The following is a 14831-nucleotide window of genomic DNA, read 5'->3' on the forward strand; positions in this document are numbered from 1 at the left end:
GGCTTGGCCGGTGTGTGTTTTACAACTATTTCACCGCCATGGCGTCGAACTGACCTGAACCCTCCCCTGCATTGATCAAGAGGATGAATCATGAGTGACAAGGATAAACAGCCGTTGGCTGCGTCGGCTTCAGCCCCTCAGGTGGCGGAATCCGCCGATGCAGCGCTGCAGCATATCGTTGACGGCTTTTTGCATTTCCATCACGACGTCTTCCCCCAGCAGGAAGAACTCTTCAAGAAACTCGCCACTGCCCAGAGCCCACGGGCAATGTTCATCACCTGCGCCGACTCGCGCATCGTGCCCGAGCTGATCACCCAGAGCTCCCCAGGCGACCTGTTCGTGACCCGTAACGTCGGTAACGTGGTGCCGCCCTACGGCCAGATGAACGGCGGTGTTTCCACGGCTATCGAATACGCGGTGCTCGCCCTTGGCGTACAGCACATCATCGTGTGCGGGCATTCGGACTGCGGCGCCATGCGTGCCGTGCTCAACCCCGACAGCCTGGAAAAGATGCCGACGGTCAAGGCCTGGCTGCGTCACGCCGAGGTCGCCAAGACCATGGTCCATGACAACTGCGACTGCGCCAACGAAGGCGAGAGCATGGCGGTGCTGACCGAAGAAAACGTCATCGCCCAACTGCAACACTTGCGCACCCACCCTTCCGTGGCTTCGCGCATGGCCAATGGTCATTTGTTTATCCATGGTTGGATCTACAACATCGAGACCAGCGAAATACGGGCCTACGATGCGGACAAAGCGGCGTTCCGACCGCTGAACGGCACCGAGCCGATCCCTTCAGCGACGCCTAAAGCGCGCTTCTAAAACACTTCCCTGCCGGGTAATGCGGTGGCTGCCATGGATGCAGCCAGGCTTTACCGCGCCCGGCGAATGCCTCGGGAGAGTCATCATGCGTGCTGCTCAATTGAAAGCTGTATTGCCACGGGAGCTGCTCGCCTCGGTGGTTGTTTTTCTGGTCGCCTTGCCACTGTGCATGGGCATCGCGATTGCGTCCGGCATGCCGCCGGCCAAGGGCCTGATCACTGGCATCATCGGTGGCCTGGTGGTGGGCTGGCTGGCCGGCTCGCCGCTGCAGGTCAGCGGCCCGGCGGCAGGTCTGGCGGTGTTGGTGTTCGAACTGGTGCGCCAGCACGGCATGATGATGCTGGGGCCGATCCTGTTGCTGGCCGGCTTCCTGCAACTGGTAGCGGGGCGTTTGCGCCTGGGCTGCTGGTTTCGCGTCACCGCGCCAGCGGTGGTCTACGGCATGTTGGCCGGGATTGGCGTGTTGATCGTGCTGTCGCAGATCCATGTGATGCTCGACGGCGCGCCCAAGCCGTCAGGGCTGGATAACCTGGCAGGCTTCCCGGCAGCGCTGGCTGAAGCGATTCCTACCTTCGGCGGCGGGCTCGGCTGGCAGGCTGGCGTACTCGGCCTGTCGACGATGTTGGTGATGTACCTGTGGGACAAATTCCGCCCGCAACCACTGCGGTTTGTGCCTGGCGCGTTGCTTGGCGTGGGCCTGGCGACCGTCGCCAGCCTGGTGCTGGCGCTGCAGGTCAAGCGCGTGGAAGTTCCGGAAAACCTGGCGGACGCTATCGACTGGCTGCGCCCCAGCGACCTGCTGAACCTGGCTGATCCACAGCTGCTGATTGCGGCGTTCGCCGTGGCGTTTATTGCCAGTGCCGAAACCCTGCTGTCTGCCGCAGCGGTGGACCGCATGCACAGTGGTCAACGTTCCGATTTCGACAAGGAATTGTCGGCCCAAGGGGTGGGTAACATGCTTTGTGGCCTGGTGGGTGCATTGCCAATGACCGGCGTGATCGTACGCAGCTCGGCTAACGTCCAGGCCGGTGCTACCACACGTCTGTCGGCGATGTTCCATGGCCTGTGGCTGCTGGGCTTCGTACTGTTGCTGTCGAGCGTGCTGCAAAGCATTCCGGTCGCGAGCCTGGCGGGTGTGCTGGTGTACACCGGCATCAAACTGGTAGACGTCAAGGCGTTCAAGGCGCTGGGCCGCTATGGGCGGATGCCGATGTTCACCTATGCGGCCACCGCGCTGGCAATCATCTTCACCGATTTGCTGACCGGCGTGCTGGTGGGCTTCGGGCTCACATTGCTCAAGTTGGCCTTCAAGGCTTCGCGCCTGAAAGTCAGCCTGATCGACCTGCCCCAGGAAGGTGAGATGGAGCTGCGTTTGACGGGGGCGGCGACCTTTTTGAAGGTGCCGGCGTTGACTCAGGTGCTGTCGGCTGTGCCTGCGGGGACCACCTTGCATGTGCCGCTGAGTAACTTGAGTTACATCGACCACTCTTGCCTGGAGTTGCTGGAAGAATGGGGCCGGGCCAATGCGGCCAAGGGTTCGACGTTGGTGATCGAGGCACGTGGGTTGAAGCGTCGACTGGAAGGTCGGGTGAGAACGACAGTGGGAATCGGCTCAGCCCCTGCCTGAACACCCCCAAAAACTGTGGGAGCCGGGCTTGCCCGCGATTGCGGTGGTTCAGTCAACTAATCTGTTGGCTGATACTCCGCAATCGCGGGCAAGCCCGGCTCCCACATTGAATCTCTATCGGATCTGAAGTCTACGCAGGCTGATCCAGCGACAGCTCAACCCCAAGCTGGCGCGACAGGCACGGCCAGCGCTTCCAGGACGCTTCGGTCTGCGGGCTCTTGAGCTGTTCGCGATAGGCCTCGACCGACTCCAGCGCAAAGCTGTCCTCGTTAAGCATCTCATCCACCGCCAGGTGTACGGCTTCATCCAATTGGTTGGCGAAGTCTTCACCGATAAGTCGATGGGCGATCACGTTAGCCACGGTGGTATCCGCTGGGATCAACGGCTGGCCGAAATGCTTGATGTACAGATCGTTCACTTCTTCGACCAGGCGATGCGCCAGGTAGGCCTCATCCAGCAGGCCATCAAGGCCGTCGTGGCCGGCCAGGATCGCGGGCGGCTGCAGGAAGAAATGTTCAGCGATTTTCAGTACTGGTTTGATCTGGCTTTCAATCCCGGCCTCACGGGCCACGTCATTGGCGGCGTCGAGCAAATCAGGAACCAGGTCGATGTAGGCAGTCACAAAGCGCGTCATGACGATGTTGCGATCACCGTCTGCCAGAGAAATGGCCGAGTGCAGGTGCGGCAATTGTTGTTCCAGCTGAATGGCAAGTTGGCCGGTGGTGGCTTCGTGTTGATGGGCACGGGAAATCTGCTCGCGCAATGCGGCGGTGTTCATGAGGGCTCCAGTGAAGCAGGCGTAGGAAAAGGGAAAAGACAAGGTAGTTCGTTTATACGAGCGCCTAAGACGCATTTGTCATAATTATTTCATGGTTATAGGCAGGGGCTATATCGAAATGCCATCGTTCGTCGGATAAACGATTCCGCCGCCCATTTTACGGGCTCCGTCTGTCTGTTTCTATTCATTTGCCCCCACACATTGCGGGGTTGCTACGGCTGTCTATACTCGATTTTGTACGCAATTAGCTGATGACGCCCAACTGCATGACGCAGGCAAGGCTTGGCGGTTGTAAGCAGTATGGAAGCCGCTCCCTTCGCCGCAGGTGCAAACCGGCGGGATAACAAGAAACATAAAGGGGAACCCGCAATGACGCGACATCCACACGTTTGGATGGGCCTCCTGTTGTGGTCGGTATTCGGCCAGGCGCACGCCGCCTGGACTACGAATATGGCGCCAGGGGCTACTGAAGTCAGCCACGCTGTGTTTGACCTGCACATGACCATTTTCTGGATCTGTGTGGTGATCGGCATCGTCGTGTTTGGCGCGATGTTCTGGTCGATGATCCTGCACCGCCGATCCACGGGCCAGGTAGCGGCCAAGTTCCACGAAAGCACCACCGTGGAAATCCTCTGGACGGTGGTGCCCTTGCTGATTCTGGTGGCCATGGCCATTCCGGCCACCAAGACCCTGATCAACATCTACGACAGCAGTGAATCGGATATCGACATCCAGGTCACCGGCTATCAGTGGAAGTGGCACTACAAATACCTGGGTCAGGATGTGGAGTTCTTCAGCAACCTGGCCACGCCCGCCGAGCAGATCCATAACCAGGCTACCAAGGGTGAACACTACCTGTTGGAAGTCGACCAGCCGCTGGTATTGCCGGTGGGTGCCAAGGTGCGCTTTCTGGTGACCGCCGCCGATGTGATCCACTCATGGTGGGTACCGGCCTTTGCGGTCAAGCGCGACGCCATCCCCGGCTTCGTCAACGAGGCCTGGACCCGCGTCGAGAAGCCCGGTATCTACCGTGGCCAGTGCGCCGAACTGTGTGGCAAGGACCATGGCTTCATGCCCATCGTGGTTGAGGTCAAGTCCAAGGCTGACTACGACACCTGGCTGGGCGAGCGCAAGCAGGAGGCGGCCAAGCTCAAGGAGCTGACCTCCAAGGAGTGGACGCTGGACGAGCTGGTGGCTCGTGGCGACAAGGTCTACCACACCACCTGCGTGGCCTGTCACCAGGCCGAGGGCCAAGGCCTGCCACCGATGTTCCCAGCGCTCAAGGGCTCGAAAATCGCCACCGGGCCGGCCAAAGACCATCTGAGCATCGTGTATCACGGCAAGCCCGGCACCGCGATGGCAGCCTTCGGCAAGCAGCTCTCTGAAGTGGATATCGCCGCGGTGGTGACCTATGAGCGTAACGCCTGGGGCAATAACAAAGGCGACATGGTCACGCCCAAAGACGTGCTGGCTTTGAAACAGGCGGAAAGCAAATGACGACTTTCATTGCCAATGCCCTGAATCGCCCCGCTCACTCGCTTGCAGGAGAACGGCCATGAGCACTGTGATCGACCATGGTCATGCCGACCACGCCCATGGGCCCGCCAAAGGCTTGATGCGCTGGGTGCTGACCACCAACCACAAAGACATCGGCACCATGTACCTGTGGTTTGCCTTCACCATGTTCCTGCTCGGTGGCTCGTTTGCCATGGTGATCCGCGCCGAGCTGTTTCAGCCAGGCCTGCAGATCGTGCAACCGGCGTTCTTCAACCAGATGACCACCATGCACGGCCTGATCATGGTGTTCGGCGCGGTGATGCCGGCGTTTGTCGGCCTGGCCAACTGGATGATCCCACTGATGATCGGCGCGCCGGACATGGCCCTGCCGCGCATGAACAACTTCAGTTTCTGGCTGCTGCCGGCGGCGTTCCTGCTGCTGGTGTCTACCTTGTTCACGCCCGGCGGCGGGCCGAATTTCGGCTGGACCTTCTACGCTCCGCTCTCCACCACCTATGCGCCGGAAAGCGTGACGTTCTTTATCTTTGCCATCCACCTGATGGGCATCAGTTCGATCATGGGCGCGATCAACGTGGTCGCCACCATCCTCAACCTGCGTGCGCCGGGCATGACCCTGATGAAAATGCCGCTGTTCGTATGGACCTGGCTGATCACCGCGTTCCTGCTGATCGCGGTGATGCCGGTACTGGCGGGCTGTGTGACCATGATGCTGATGGACATTCACTTTGGCACCAGCTTCTTCAGTGCGGCCGGTGGTGGCGATCCGGTGCTGTTCCAGCATGTGTTCTGGTTCTTCGGCCACCCCGAGGTGTACATCATGATCCTGCCGGCCTTTGGCGCGGTCAGCTCGATCATCCCGACCTTCTCGCGCAAGCCACTGTTCGGTTACACCTCGATGGTCTACGCCACTGCGAGCATCGCGTTCCTGTCGTTCATCGTGTGGGCGCACCACATGTTCGTGGTGGGCATTCCGCTGGTCGGTGAGCTGTTCTTCATGTACGCCACCCTGCTGATCGCCGTGCCCACCGGGGTGAAGGTGTTCAACTGGGTCAGCACCATGTGGCAAGGCTCACTGACGTTCGAGACGCCGATGTTGTTTGCGGTGGCCTTTGTGATCCTGTTTACCATTGGCGGCTTCTCCGGGCTGATGCTGGCGATTGCCCCGGCGGACTTCCAGTACCACGACACCTACTTTGTGGTGGCGCATTTCCATTACGTACTGGTGCCCGGCGCGATCTTCGGGATCTTCGCCTCGGCCTACTACTGGCTGCCGAAATGGACCGGCCACATGTACGACGAAACCTTGGGCAAGCTGCACTTCTGGTTGTCTTTCGTGGGCATGAACATGGCGTTCTTCCCCATGCACTTCGTAGGGCTGGCCGGTATGCCGCGTCGGGTGCCGGACTACAACCTGCAGTTCGCTGACTTCAACATGGTCTCGTCCATCGGTGCCTTCATGTTCGGCGCCACGCAGATCTTCTTCCTGTTCATTGTCATCAAGTGCATCCGTGGCGGCCCGCCTGCGCCGGCCAAGCCGTGGGATGGCGCCGAGGGCCTGGAATGGAGCGTGCCCTCGCCGGCGCCGTATCACACGTTTACAACGCCGCCGGAGGTCAAATGAACAGACTGTTGCGTTGCGAACCGGGTCAGTGTGGGAGCGGGCTTGCTCGCGAAGACGGTGTGTCAGTCAACGTTTTCGTTAGCTATGAAACCGCTTTCGCGAGCAAGCCCGCTCCCACATTGACCGAGTTCGGCTCGGGTGGGCGCCATGGCTGACTCCGTACCGCTCATGCGCCTGGTCACCCGCCTGCTGATTTTGGTGTTGGCGATGTTCGCCTTCGGCTTCGCCTTGGTGCCGATCTATGACGTGATGTGCAAGGCATTCGGCATCAACGGCAAGACCGCCGGGCAGTACGAAGGTGAGCAAATGGTCGACCCCTCGCGCCAGGTGCGGGTGCAGTTCCTGTCCACCAACGCCATCGACATGGTCTGGGAATTTCATTCCAAGGCCGACGAGATTGTGGTCAACCCCGGGGCTGTCAACGAGATGCTGTTCGTGGCCTACAACCCCACCGATAAGCCGATGACCGCCCAGGCGATACCCAGTATTTCCCCGGCCGAAGCCGCGATGTACTTCCACAAAACCGAATGCTTTTGCTTCACCCAGCAAGTGTTGCAGCCCGGTGAGCGCATTGAGATGCCCGTACGTTTCATCGTCGACCGCGCGATGCCCAAGGATGTGAAGCATTTGACCCTGGCGTACACGCTGTTCGATATCACTGCGCGCCAGCCGCCCGTGGCCGTCAGGACCGGGGGCTAGCTACTGTTTGCCCCCTCAATCAGGAGAGCGAATACATGTCGACTCATGATACGTACTACGTACCAGCGCAAAGCAAATGGCCAATAATTGCCACGATTGGCCTGCTGGTCACCGTGTATGGCCTGGCTGTGTGGTTCAACGACTTGAAGGCCGCGCGCCCCGAATCCCACGGGCCGTGGATCTTTTTCGTGGGCGGTTTGCTGCTGGCCTACATGCTGTTTGGCTGGTTTGGCGCGGTGATCAAGGAAAGTCGTGCCGGGCTGTACAGCGCGCAGATGGACCGCTCATTCCGCTGGGGCATGACGTGGTTCATTTTTTCGGAGGTGATGTTCTTCATCGCCTTTTTTGGTGCGCTGTTCTACGTGCGCGTCTGGGCTGGGCCTTGGTTGGCGGGCGAAGGGCCCAAGGGCATTGCCCATATGCTGTGGCCGAACTTTGAGTTTGCTTGGCCCCTGCTGAACAACCCCGACCCCAAGCTGTACCCAGCGCCCAAAGGCACCATCAGCCCCTGGGGCCTGCCGTTGGTCAACACCATCCTGCTGGTGAGTTCCAGCGTGACCATCACCATTGCCCACCATGCCCTGCGCAAAGGCCATCGTGGTGCACTGAAACTGTGGCTGGCGATCACCGTGCTGCTGGGCCTGGCGTTTCTTGGGTTCCAGGCTGAGGAATACATCCACGCCTACAAAGAGTTGGGCCTTACCCTGGGTTCAGGCGTGTACGGCGCGACGTTCTTCATGCTCACCGGCTTTCACGGCGCCCACGTGACCATCGGCACCCTTATTTTGTTTGTGATGCTGATGCGCATCCTGCGCGGGCATTTCAATGCCGAGCACCAGTTCGGTTTCGAGGCGGCCAGTTGGTATTGGCACTTTGTGGACGTGGTGTGGATCGGGCTGTTTTTCTTCGTGTATGTGCTGTGACGCCGCTTACCACGGCGCATGAGAGACCAGTTGGCCGCTGAAAAAGCCCCAGGCGATCAAGCCCACGGTGATCACGGCCAGCGTGACACGCACGGTCAAGGCGGTGACGAGGCGGTTGGAGTTGCCCTCGTCCTTGACCAGGAAGAACAAGCCACTGAACAGGCTCACGACGGTCGCGATCAGCATCAGGGCAATGGCGGCTTTGAGCATGGTCTGGCTCCGGGCTTATTGAAGGAGGGGCGATGAGATCGAGTATAGCCAGTGCCCTGCAACGCTTTCGTCCGGGCATCGCGCCGACGCTGGTGGTGCTGATGTTGCTGCCATTGATGGTGGGCCTGGGGTTCTGGCAACTGGCCCGTGGGCACGAAAAGCAACTGCTGGTAGACCGTTATGCCGAGCGCCGCGCGGCTGAGCCGGTCAGCAGTGCGCAGCTCAATGACATGGCTGATCCGGCCTTCCGCCGCGTTCATCTTCGCGGGCAACTGGATGGCGAACACAGCGTATTGCTGGATAACCGCATGCGTGACGGCAAGGCCGGTGTCGAGTTGCTGCAACCCTTCCATGACCAGCCCAGCGGCCTGTGGCTGTTGGTCAACCGTGGCTGGCTGCCCTGGCCGGACCGGCGTATCGCGCCCGCCTTTACTACCCCTGAACAGACCCTGAACCTCGACGCCTGGGTGTACGTCGCTCCCGGCGAGACCTTCCAACTGCATGCCGACCCGGCCAGCACGCAATGGCCGCGCCTGCTCACCGCGCTGCACCCCGCCGCACTGTGGGACGAACTGGGGCGCAGCGGTTTTGCCTATGAGCTGCGTGCCGAAGCGGGCCCCGGTACCTACGAAACCCACTGGCCCATCGTCGCCATGGGCCCGGAAAAACACCTGGCCTACGCCGTGCAATGGTTCGCCATGGCCTTGGCGTTGCTGGCGCTTTACCTCTACCTCGGATGGCATAACAAAAAGGAGAAGCCCCATGGGAGCGGCCATGAATCCACCCAGCACATCTGACACGCCTGATCGGCGCAAGGGTCGCTGGCAGCTGATTTTGATCCTGATGATGGTGATCGGCCCGATGGCGCTGGCCACCTTTATGTACAAATTGCAGTTCTGGGTGCCGGACAGCCGCAGCTACCACGGCGAACTGATCGGCAACGGCCAGACCCGCGCCGACATCGGCGTGCAGGCCGATGAACAGCGCTGGCAACTGCTGGTCACCGCCCCCACCGCCTGCGCTGCCGATTGCCAGCAACTGGTGTACCTGGCGCGCCAGCTGCAGATCAGCCTTGGCCGTGATGCGTCCCGTGCCAGCCATGCCCTGGCCGGCGCGCAACCTTTGAGCCGCGAATACGAGGCCAAGCTCAAGGCCGAATATCCACAGCTGCAGCGCTACCCGCTGGATGTGTCGACCTTTGCCAGGAACGCTGCCGCACCCGGCGATGCGCAACTGTGGATCGTCGACCCCCACGGCAATCTGGTGCTGCGCTACGACGCCAGGGTCAAGGGCAAGGACTTGCTCAACGACCTGCGCCTGCTGTTGAAACTGTCGAACATCGGATAAGGGCACCGTCATGGCCAAGCCTGGATTTCGCCTCGCGCTGTTTGCCACGTTACTGGCGTTGTTTGTCGTACTGCTCGGCGCCTATACCCGCCTGACCCACGCCGGCCTCGGCTGCCCGGACTGGCCGGGCTGCTATGGCTTTATCAGCGTGCCGCACAGCGAAGCCCAACTGGCCCATGCCGAGTTGCACTTTCCTGATACGCCGGTGGAGGCCGACAAAGGCTGGGCCGAGATGACCCATCGCTACTTCGCTGGCAGCCTGGGCCTGATGATCGCGCTGCTGGCGGCGCGTTCGTGGCGTCATCGGCGTGATCCGGGCCAGCCAGTGAAGCTGCCGCTGTTCATACTGGCGGTGGTGTTGGCCCAGGCGGCGTTTGGCATGTGGACCGTGACCTTGAAGCTCTGGCCGCAAGTGGTCACCGGGCATCTGTTGGGCGGCTTTGCGACCTTGAGCCTGCTGTTTCTGCTGACCCTGCGGCTGTCCGGCGTACTGCCAGCGTTGGTCGTGCCCAAGCGCCTGCAATATTGGGCAACGGCGGGGCTGGTGCTGGTGATCGGGCAGATCGCCCTGGGCGGCTGGGTCAGTTCCAACTACGCGGCGGTGGCCTGTGTCGATTTGCCCACCTGCCATGGCCAATGGTGGCCGGCAGCGGACTTTGCCAATGGCTTTCACCTGACCCAGCACATCGGCCCCAATTACCTGGGGGGCCAGCTCGACAGTGAAGCGCGCACTGCTATCCACCTGACGCATCGCATCGGTGCCGTACTGGTTACCCTGGTGCTGCTCGGTTTGGCCTGGCAACTGCGGGCAGTGGGGATGACGCGCCTGGCCGGTCTGCTGTTGATCGCCCTGGCCGCGCAGATCTGCCTGGGGCTGAGCAATGTGGCGTTCGGCCTGCCGTTACCGGTGGCAGTCGCGCACAACGCTGGCGGGGCAACGTTGTTGTTGACGCTGGTGCTGGTCAATTACCACGCGCGCACCAGCCTGGTTCGGGTGCGTCACCTGCGTCTGTTCGGTTGGCGTTTTATCCCGCGCAAACAGGTGTCGGGCCTGATCACCCTTAAAGGAGAACTGCCATGGCGACCGTGATCGGCGCACGTCGCGACCGGGCGATCTGGCGTGACTATCTGGAGCTGACCAAGCCCAAAGTAGTGGTGCTGATGCTGATCACTTCGCTGGTGGGCATGTTCCTCGCCACCCGCGCCGGGGTTCCCTGGACCGTGCTGGTGTTCGGCAACCTCGGCATTGCCCTGTGTGCCGGCGGCGCGGCGGCGGTCAATCATGTGGTCGATCGACGGATTGATGCCGTGATGGCGCGCACTCACAAGCGGCCGATGGCTGAGGGGCGTGTCTCGCCGATGGCGGCGTTAGCGTTTGCGTTGTTCCTGGCGATTGCAGGATTGGCCCTGCTGCTGGCGTTCACCAACCCGCTGGCGGCCTGGCTGACCTTGGCTTCGCTGCTGGGTTATGCGGTGATCTACACCGGCTTTCTCAAGCGAGCGACGCCGCAGAATATCGTCATCGGCGGTCTGGCCGGTGCGGCGCCGCCGCTGCTGGGTTGGGTGGCTGTCACTGGGCATGTGAGTGCCGAACCCTTGCTGCTGGTGCTGATCATCTTCGCCTGGACCCCGCCACACTTCTGGGCCCTGGCCATTCACCGCAAAGAGGAATACGCCAAGGCCGACATCCCGATGCTGCCGGTCACCCATGGCGAGCACTACACCAAGGTGCATATCCTGCTGTACACCTTCGCCCTGCTGGCGGTGAGCCTGATGCCCTACGTTATCCACATGAGCGGGCTGCTCTACCTGGGCTGTGCGCTGGTATTGGGGGCGCGCTTTCTGCAATGGGCCTGGGTGTTGTACCGTGGCAGCCAGCCGCACGCGGCGATCAACACGTTCAAGTACTCTATCTGGTACTTGCTGTTGCTGTTTATCGCCCTGCTCGTAGACCACTACTTATTGTTGAACCTATGACTCGAACTCAAAAAACCGTCTTCATCCTCGTGGCCCTGGTGGCGTTGATCATGGGCCTGACCGTCAACAAAGTGCTCTCGGGCAAAGGCCAGGGCGATCCCACCGCGCTGATCGACGCGGGCATCATTCTGTTGCCGCAAAGTCGTCAGTTGCCAGCGGTGACCATGACCAATCAGGAAGGCCAGCCGGTGGTGGTCAACGAGTTGAAGGGCAAGTGGAGCCTGCTGTTTTTTGGTTACACCTTCTGCCCGGATATCTGCCCGACCACCCTCGCCCAGCTTCGCCAGATCAAGAGCGAGCTGCCTAAAGAGGCTGTGGATAAGTTGCAGGTGATTCTGGTCAGCGTCGATCCGCACCGCGATACCCCGGCGCAGCTCAAGCAGTACCTGGGCTACTTCGACCCACAGTTCCAAGGCCTGACTGGCGCGAATGTGGAGGATGTGCAGAAGGTCTCGAATGCGGTGAGCATTCCCTTCATTCCGGCAGATACCAGCAAGCCGAACTACACCGTCGACCACAGCGGTAACCTGGCACTGATCGGCCCGGACGGTACCCAGCGTGGGTTTATTCGTGCGCCGTTGAACAACCAGAAGCTGGTGGCGCAGTTGCCGGGGTTGCTGCAGCGCAAATAGCAGCCATATAAAGCCGATTTTGTAGGAGCGAGCTTGCTCGCGAAGAACTCACAGGCGCCGCGTTTATTCAGGCAGCGCGCATTATCGTTGACGTTTTTCGCGAGCAAGCTCGCTCCTACAGATCGGGTTGGATCAGAACGCCGGCTTGATCGCGCCTTTGTACTTCTCTTCGATGAATTTCTTCACTTCAGGCGTGTGCAGGGCTGCAACCAGCTTCTTCACCGCGTCTGCATCTTTGTTGTCTTCGCGGGTTACCAGGATGTTCACGTAAGGCGAATCGCTGCCTTCGATCACCAGGGCATCCTTGGATGGGTCCAGCTTGGCTTCCAGGGCGTAGTTGGTGTTGATCAGCGCCAAGTCGACCTGGGTCAGCACGCGCGGCAGGGTGGCGGCTTCCAGTTCGCGGAATTTCAGGTTTTTATCGTTGCCGGTGATGTCCTTGATGGTCGACAGGATGTTGGTCGGGTCCTTCAGGGTGATCAGGCCGTTCTTGGCCAGCAGTAACAGCGCACGGCCGCCGTTGGTGGCGTCGTTCGGGATCACCACGTTGGCGCCGTCAGGCAGGTCGGCCAATTTTTTGTACTTGCTGGAGTAAGCGCCCAGAGGCTCCAGGTGCACAGCGCCGACGCTCACCAGGTGAGTGCCTTTGGCCTTGTTGAATTCATCCAGGTACGGCTGGTGCTGGAAGAAGTTGGCGTCCAGGCGTTTCTCAGCCACCTGTACGTTCGGCTGCACGTAGTCGGTGAAGACTTTGACCTTCAGGTCCACGCCTTCTTTGGCCAGGGCAGGTTTCACGAATTCGAGGATTTCGGCGTGAGGCACCGGCGAAGCAGCGACCGTAATGGTCTCGGCGTGGGCGGAAAACGCAGCCACGGCGGCGAAAGCAACCAGTAGTTTTTTCATCCAGCAAGCTCCTTGTTCGGGCATCTGCCGGCTGTGTGCCGGCAATGGCCGTTATTTACGAGAAAAGTGCACCACCAGCCGGTCGCCGACGGTTTGCAGAATTTGCACCAGAATCAACAGCATCACCACAGTGACCACCATCACATCGGTCTGGAAGCGCTGGTAGCCAAAACGGATGGCCAGGTCGCCCAGGCCGCCAGCACCGACCACACCAGCCATTGCGGTGTAGGAAACCAGTGTAATCGCCGTCACCGTAATCGCTGCGAAGATGCCAGGGCGGGCTTCGGGCAACAGGGCGTTGGTGATGATCTGGCGGGTGGTAGCGCCCATGGCCTGGGTGGCTTCGATGATGCCACGGTCCACTTCGCGCAGTGCGGTTTCCACCAGGCGCGCAAAGAATGGCGTGGCGCCGACGACCAGCGGTGGGATCGCACCGGCGACACCCAGCGACGTGCCGGTGATCAGTACCGTGAACGGAATCATCACGATCAGCAGGATGATGAACGGCAGCGAGCGCAAGATATTCACGATCAGCGACAGCAGCGCGTACAGGCCTTTTTGTTCGAACAGCTGGCGCGGGCTGGTCAGGAACAACAGCACGCCCAGGGGCAGGCCCAGCAGCACGGTGAAGAACAGCGAACCGAACAGCATGGTCATGGTATCGCCGGTGGCGAGCCAGATTTCAGACCAGTCGATATTGGCGAAGAAACTCAGGAAAACGTCCATCAGCGCAGGACCTCCATGTGAACGTCGGCGGCGGTGAAGCGCGCAAACGCGGCGTCCATGTCACCGCCGGTGACGGCGAGGGTCAGTTGCCCGTAAGGGATGTCTTTGATGCGATCGATACGACCGGCAAGGATGCTGTAGTCCACCCCGGTTTCCCGGGCGACGGTACCCAGTAGTGGCGCGTAGGTCGCGTCCCCTTGGAACGTCAGGCGCACGATACGGCCTGGCACATGGGCAAAGTCGTCGCGCTGCTCGCCTTCGTCCACCTGTTCGGCTTCTTGTACGAAGCGTTTGGTGGTCGGGTGCTTGGGGTGCAGGAACACGTCGGCCACCGAACCTTGCTCGACGATCACCCCGGCGTCCATCACCGCGACCTGGTCGCATACGCGGCGGATCACGTCCATTTCATGGGTGATCAACACGATGGTCAGGTTCAGCTCGCGGTTGATCTCGGCCAGCAGTTGCAGGACCGACGCCGTGGTTTGCGGGTCGAGGGCGCTGGTGGCTTCGTCGCACAGCAGGATTTTTGGCTTGGTCGCCAGGGCGCGGGCGATGCCGACGCGCTGTTTCTGGCCGCCGGACAACTGCGCTGGGTACTTTTTGGCATGGTCCGACAGGCCAACGCGGGCGAGCAGCTCAGCCACACGTTGGTCGATTTCCCTGCGCGACAGTTCGCCGGCGAGCGTCAGCGGCAGCGCGACGTTGTCGGCCACGGTCTTGGACGCCAGCAAGTTGAAGTGCTGGAAGATCATGCCGACCTGCTGGCGAAAGCGCCGCAGGCCGTTGGCGTCCAGCGCAGTGACTTCTTCGCCATCCACCTTGATCTGGCCGCCACTGGGCTCTTCCAGGCGGTTGATCAGGCGCAGCAGGGTGCTTTTACCGGCACCCGAGTGGCCAATCAGGCCAAACACCTGGCCGTTCTCGACGCGCAGGCTGGTGGGGTGCAGGGCGGGAATATCCTTACCGGCGACGCGGTAGGTTTTATGGACGTTTTGAAACTCGATCACGTAGCGAACCTTGTGGGGCGCATTGAAAAGGGATCAGCGGT

Annotated in this window: 16 protein-coding genes; 11 read left to right on the forward strand and 5 right to left on the reverse strand. The window is 60.8% G+C overall.

What is annotated here, in order from left to right:
• Positions 1–90 precede the first annotated feature (90 nt).
• On the forward strand, positions 91–822 hold the full coding sequence (locus A7K61_RS04020; protein WP_003187331.1) for a carbonic anhydrase: 732 nt from the start codon (positions 91–93) through the stop codon (positions 820–822).
• An 85-nt stretch (positions 823–907) separates the two neighbouring features.
• Positions 908–2449, forward strand: a complete 1542-nt coding sequence (locus A7K61_RS04025; protein WP_069556965.1) for a SulP family inorganic anion transporter — start codon at positions 908–910, stop codon at positions 2447–2449.
• Positions 2450–2579: 130 nt separating this feature from the next.
• On the opposite strand, the gene A7K61_RS04030 is transcribed toward A7K61_RS04025, so the two are convergent.
• Positions 2580–3227: a hypothetical protein gene (locus A7K61_RS04030; protein WP_044270258.1), complete on the reverse strand. Its 648-nt coding sequence runs from the start codon at positions 3225–3227 to the stop codon at positions 2580–2582.
• Positions 3228–3596: 369 nt separating this feature from the next.
• Here A7K61_RS04030 and coxB point away from each other — a divergent pair, with 369 nt between their 5' ends.
• The 4 genes from coxB to A7K61_RS04050 all read left to right on the forward strand — a co-directional run bounded on the left by coxB (position 3597) and on the right by A7K61_RS04050 (position 7988).
• Positions 3597–4724, forward strand: coding sequence for a cytochrome c oxidase subunit II (gene coxB, locus A7K61_RS04035; RefSeq protein ID WP_069556966.1), 1128 nt, complete (start codon positions 3597–3599; stop codon positions 4722–4724).
• 58 nt (positions 4725–4782) lie between these two features.
• Positions 4783–6366, forward strand: a complete 1584-nt coding sequence (gene ctaD, locus A7K61_RS04040) for a cytochrome c oxidase subunit I (protein ID WP_003187339.1) — start codon at positions 4783–4785, stop codon at positions 6364–6366.
• Between the two features lie 147 nt (positions 6367–6513).
• On the forward strand, positions 6514–7065 hold the full coding sequence (locus tag A7K61_RS04045) for a cytochrome c oxidase assembly protein (RefSeq protein ID WP_069556967.1): 552 nt from the start codon (positions 6514–6516) through the stop codon (positions 7063–7065).
• A gap of 35 nt (positions 7066–7100) precedes the next feature.
• Positions 7101–7988 (forward strand): cytochrome c oxidase subunit 3, encoded by an 888-nt coding sequence (locus A7K61_RS04050; protein ID WP_044270265.1) that lies wholly within the window; start codon positions 7101–7103, stop codon positions 7986–7988.
• 6 nt (positions 7989–7994) lie between these two features.
• On the opposite strand, the gene A7K61_RS04055 is transcribed toward A7K61_RS04050, so the two are convergent.
• Positions 7995–8198 carry a twin transmembrane helix small protein gene (locus A7K61_RS04055; protein WP_003187345.1) on the reverse strand — a complete coding sequence of 68 codons (204 nt, stop codon included), beginning with the start codon at positions 8196–8198 and terminating at the stop codon, positions 7995–7997.
• Between the two features lie 32 nt (positions 8199–8230).
• Here A7K61_RS04055 and A7K61_RS04060 point away from each other — a divergent pair, with 32 nt between their 5' ends.
• From A7K61_RS04060 to A7K61_RS04080, 5 genes are read left to right on the forward strand one after another with little or no spacing between them, the layout of a single operon-like run.
• A complete protein-coding gene (locus A7K61_RS04060) occupies positions 8231–8995 on the forward strand; it encodes an SURF1 family protein (RefSeq protein WP_069556968.1) in 765 nt (254 codons plus the stop codon).
• Positions 8961–9545, forward strand: a complete 585-nt coding sequence (locus A7K61_RS04065) for a hypothetical protein (protein ID WP_069556969.1) — start codon at positions 8961–8963, stop codon at positions 9543–9545. Before A7K61_RS04060 ends, A7K61_RS04065 begins: the two co-directional genes overlap by 35 nt.
• Positions 9546–9555: 10 nt before the next feature.
• Positions 9556–10635 carry a heme A synthase gene (locus A7K61_RS04070; RefSeq protein ID WP_069556970.1) on the forward strand — a complete coding sequence of 360 codons (1080 nt, stop codon included), beginning with the start codon at positions 9556–9558 and terminating at the stop codon, positions 10633–10635.
• Positions 10623–11522, forward strand: coding sequence for a heme o synthase (cyoE, locus tag A7K61_RS04075; RefSeq protein WP_044270274.1), 900 nt, complete (start codon positions 10623–10625; stop codon positions 11520–11522). The genes A7K61_RS04070 and cyoE overlap by 13 nt, the downstream gene beginning before the upstream one ends.
• Positions 11519–12154, forward strand: a complete 636-nt coding sequence (locus A7K61_RS04080) for an SCO family protein (protein WP_044270276.1) — start codon at positions 11519–11521, stop codon at positions 12152–12154. The genes cyoE and A7K61_RS04080 overlap by 4 nt, the downstream gene beginning before the upstream one ends.
• A 132-nt stretch (positions 12155–12286) precedes the next feature.
• Here A7K61_RS04080 and A7K61_RS04085 read toward each other — a convergent pair whose 3' ends face one another.
• From A7K61_RS04085 to A7K61_RS04095, 3 genes are read right to left on the reverse strand one after another with little or no spacing between them, the layout of a single operon-like run.
• Positions 12287–13057 carry a MetQ/NlpA family ABC transporter substrate-binding protein gene (locus A7K61_RS04085; protein ID WP_003187353.1) on the reverse strand — a complete coding sequence of 257 codons (771 nt, stop codon included), beginning with the start codon at positions 13055–13057 and terminating at the stop codon, positions 12287–12289.
• 51 nt (positions 13058–13108) lie between these two features.
• The gene (locus tag A7K61_RS04090; RefSeq protein ID WP_003187354.1) at positions 13109–13783 is read right to left on the reverse strand and encodes a methionine ABC transporter permease; all 675 of its coding nucleotides are present in this window, start codon (positions 13781–13783) and stop codon (positions 13109–13111) included.
• The gene (locus A7K61_RS04095; RefSeq protein WP_044270278.1) at positions 13783–14790 is read right to left on the reverse strand and encodes a methionine ABC transporter ATP-binding protein; all 1008 of its coding nucleotides are present in this window, start codon (positions 14788–14790) and stop codon (positions 13783–13785) included. The genes A7K61_RS04090 and A7K61_RS04095 overlap by 1 nt, the downstream gene beginning before the upstream one ends.
• Between the last annotated feature and the right edge of the window lie 41 nt (positions 14791–14831).

The organism is Pseudomonas sp. AP42 (assembly GCF_001728935.1).
Classification (GTDB): Bacteria; Pseudomonadota; Gammaproteobacteria; order Pseudomonadales; family Pseudomonadaceae; genus Aquipseudomonas; species Aquipseudomonas lactis.

Excerpts from the sequence above, each read along its gene's own strand:
- A7K61_RS04070 (WP_069556970.1), top strand. The coding sequence starts at position 9,556 with ATGGCCAAGCCTGGATTTCGCCTCGCGCTGTTTGCCACGTTACTGGCG.
- A7K61_RS04050 (WP_044270265.1), top strand. The coding sequence starts at position 7,101 with ATGTCGACTCATGATACGTACTACGTACCAGCGCAAAGCAAATGGCCA.
- A7K61_RS04045 (WP_069556967.1), top strand. The coding sequence starts at position 6,514 with ATGGCTGACTCCGTACCGCTCATGCGCCTGGTCACCCGCCTGCTGATT.
- A7K61_RS04065 (WP_069556969.1), top strand. The coding sequence starts at position 8,961 with ATGGGAGCGGCCATGAATCCACCCAGCACATCTGACACGCCTGATCGG.
- ctaD (WP_003187339.1), top strand. The coding sequence starts at position 4,783 with ATGAGCACTGTGATCGACCATGGTCATGCCGACCACGCCCATGGGCCC.
- A7K61_RS04055 (WP_003187345.1), bottom strand. The coding sequence starts at position 8,198 with ATGCTCAAAGCCGCCATTGCCCTGATGCTGATCGCGACCGTCGTGAGC.
- coxB (WP_069556966.1), top strand. The coding sequence starts at position 3,597 with ATGACGCGACATCCACACGTTTGGATGGGCCTCCTGTTGTGGTCGGTA.
- A7K61_RS04060 (WP_069556968.1), top strand. The coding sequence starts at position 8,231 with ATGAGATCGAGTATAGCCAGTGCCCTGCAACGCTTTCGTCCGGGCATC.
- A7K61_RS04090 (WP_003187354.1), bottom strand. The coding sequence starts at position 13,783 with ATGGACGTTTTCCTGAGTTTCTTCGCCAATATCGACTGGTCTGAAATC.
- cyoE (WP_044270274.1), top strand. The coding sequence starts at position 10,623 with ATGGCGACCGTGATCGGCGCACGTCGCGACCGGGCGATCTGGCGTGAC.
- A7K61_RS04025 (WP_069556965.1), top strand. The coding sequence starts at position 908 with ATGCGTGCTGCTCAATTGAAAGCTGTATTGCCACGGGAGCTGCTCGCC.
- A7K61_RS04085 (WP_003187353.1), bottom strand. The coding sequence starts at position 13,057 with ATGAAAAAACTACTGGTTGCTTTCGCCGCCGTGGCTGCGTTTTCCGCC.
- A7K61_RS04030 (WP_044270258.1), bottom strand. The coding sequence starts at position 3,227 with ATGAACACCGCCGCATTGCGCGAGCAGATTTCCCGTGCCCATCAACAC.
- A7K61_RS04020 (WP_003187331.1), top strand. The coding sequence starts at position 91 with ATGAGTGACAAGGATAAACAGCCGTTGGCTGCGTCGGCTTCAGCCCCT.
- A7K61_RS04080 (WP_044270276.1), top strand. The coding sequence starts at position 11,519 with ATGACTCGAACTCAAAAAACCGTCTTCATCCTCGTGGCCCTGGTGGCG.